Source organism: Vibrio sonorensis, assembly GCF_001854765.1.
Taxonomy (GTDB): domain Bacteria; phylum Pseudomonadota; class Gammaproteobacteria; order Enterobacterales; family Vibrionaceae; genus Vibrio; species Vibrio sonorensis.
The window spans coordinates 1-2,231 of record NZ_LJJE01000133.1 but is presented as its reverse complement, the minus strand read 5'-3'; the positions used below and the strand labels follow the sequence as shown (position 1 = coordinate 2,231).

Below are 2,231 nucleotides of genomic sequence, written 5' to 3'. Positions count from 1 at the left end.
TTCCACTCTCTTGTCGCTTCTTCATCAATCCAAAACGTCAGAGAGCCGCGGTTGATGAGGCTTGGTTGTATGTTTGTTTTGTAACGTGGTTTAGAGGCATAAGACTACAGAGTTGAATGAACGTAGCCGATCAGATCGTAAGCTTTGACTTTAGTTCCATCGATTTACGCAACAAAGCCGATCAGCGATGCCATCGTTTGTTAAAGGGGCTAACACCTGAGGGATCCCCACGAATTTATATTGGACGCATTGCTTCTTCTATTTGCATTCGGGTCGCATTATACTTGACGATTGTTGCTGATGAATAACGTTGGGAGTAGAGCGATGTGGCTCATAAGCATGGTTCTTTTTCACGCTTTGCACATACCCTAGATCGGCTGTTTTTCCTACTACTTTGGCCGCTGGCAGTTTTATCCTTGCGCCCTTTCGCTTTTCTCCATATCACAACCATTCGAGTAGGAAACTTCTGAAGTTCTCCTAGTTGATAAGCCCCCAACTCCTTCGCCTTACTTGTTGCTAAAGCATACAGAGACTTGATAGGGTTCCAGTGAGTCGAGTCCTCTTTTTGACAAAGCGTTCGGTTTCTAACTCGTCCAACATAATCCCAGCCTAGCGATGAGATGAGCCTAAATCAAGGAATGCGAAAGCCTGCATCGGTAATGATAATAGGACGACAAGACATGGGTAGAATTTGTTTGAGTTTTCTCATGAATAGGCGGTGTAACTTAGGTTTCTCTTTTGTCTCAATCGTATGAACCTCCTCATAGAGCGTCAGTGAACGACCTTTGATGGCAAGAGAGGCTCGGATAAGAAAATGTTCCCCTCGGTGGTCTAAATCAGACCAGTCCACATGAATAATAGGTCTAGACAACTGACCCACCAAAAGAGCGGCTAGGCGACAGTAAGTTCCATCAATTTCATAGTGTAAGTTGGGGTTACTACACAATCGGTCTACCCGGTTTATTTGGTGTTTTTCTTTTGCACGACTTTTAATCTGACGACCGAGAGCAGTAACGGATAAAGCGGAGCCGCTCATAACACTTTGGATAGAAGAAAAAAGACTGAGCCGACCCATTTTATGCATGTTAGGCGTGACAGTTGAGAGAAACTTAGATAAAACTAGTTGTACATTCACAGCATGGCCTCTGGCCTGATTGGAGATGTTTGGCGATTGATCTGATCACCAAATACCATGAATGTTCCTTATCTTAGTTCCTTTTTTTAATTTCTTGGCTAACTGTCTGATTTATTGAGTCACTTCGTGGAGATTCGTCAGGGCTAACACCGTAGACAGGATTTCAGATTCATCTCGGCTTTGTTGCGGAAATCGATGGAACTAAATCAAAATCTTACGATCAGATCAAGGACATGCATTTACGGACTTTGATTTCATGCCGAAGCCTCGCTATTAAACCACCAACTGGCGCAAGTACAACCACTCTCTAGTCAATCGAGGTTCACTCACGTTTTGGATTGACGAAGAAGCAATAACAGACTGGAAACCACCTAAACAGCATAGACGTGGTAGACCCCGATTGTTTAGTGACTTAGCTATCACGACCGCTCTCATGGTGAAGCGCATCTTTTCCCTGCCCTTAAGGGCGCTACAAGGCTTTATAGATTCAGTATTTAAATTGGCGAATGTTCCATTGGTTTGTCCTCACTATACCTGTATAAGCCGACGAAACAAGGATGTAGTCGTTAATTTCAAAGCCTCAATACGAGGCGCTATCCAACGCCTAGCCATGATGCAACTTGGGCTCAAAGTCTTCAGTAAGAGTGAGTGGAAAGTGAAAAAGCATTGTGCAGATGGCAAGCGTCGAGTCGGGCGTAAACTCCCTCTTTCGGTTGATACCGATACCACATGAAATTGTCGCCGCGAGCTGACACTCTCAAGTGTGACCGATGCGGAAGTACTCCCCAATCTACTTAAACAAACACGCCGAACCATCAAGGAAATCTCGAGAGATGGTGCATACGATACGAGAGAGTGTCACAGAGCGATTAGGGTTAAGAACGCGACACCTTTAATCCCTCCGCGCGAAGGTGCCGCTTTCTGGGAAAAAGGGCATCCACGTGATCTGGCAGTTGGCTGCCAAAAGCGCTATGGCTCGAACAAAAAGCGGAAACAGAAGTATGGTTACCCTAAGCGGCCATTGCCGGAGACCGCGATGTATCGCGTAAAACAACGACTAGGTGCTTCACTCACGCTTCGAAATTACAACGCACAA

Annotated in this window: 1 protein-coding gene and 1 pseudogene; one reads left to right on the top strand and one right to left on the bottom strand. The window is 45.3% G+C overall.

Annotation, left to right across the window (positions count from 1 at the left end; all coding sequences use genetic code 11):
• Window positions 1-631: 631 nt before the first annotated feature.
• Complete coding sequence (locus BLO31_RS22870; RefSeq protein WP_084660005.1) at window positions 632-1,036, bottom strand: hypothetical protein; 405 nt, start codon at window positions 1,034-1,036, stop codon at window positions 632-634.
• 355 nt (window positions 1,037-1,391) lie between these two features.
• Between BLO31_RS22870 and BLO31_RS22865 the strand changes: the two are divergent.
• A pseudogene (locus BLO31_RS22865) lies at window positions 1,392-2,231 on the top strand (IS5 family transposase); the annotation flags it as partial.

Excerpts from the sequence above, each read along its gene's own strand:
- BLO31_RS22870 (WP_084660005.1), bottom strand. The coding sequence starts at position 1,036 with ATGAGCGGCTCCGCTTTATCCGTTACTGCTCTCGGTCGTCAGATTAAA.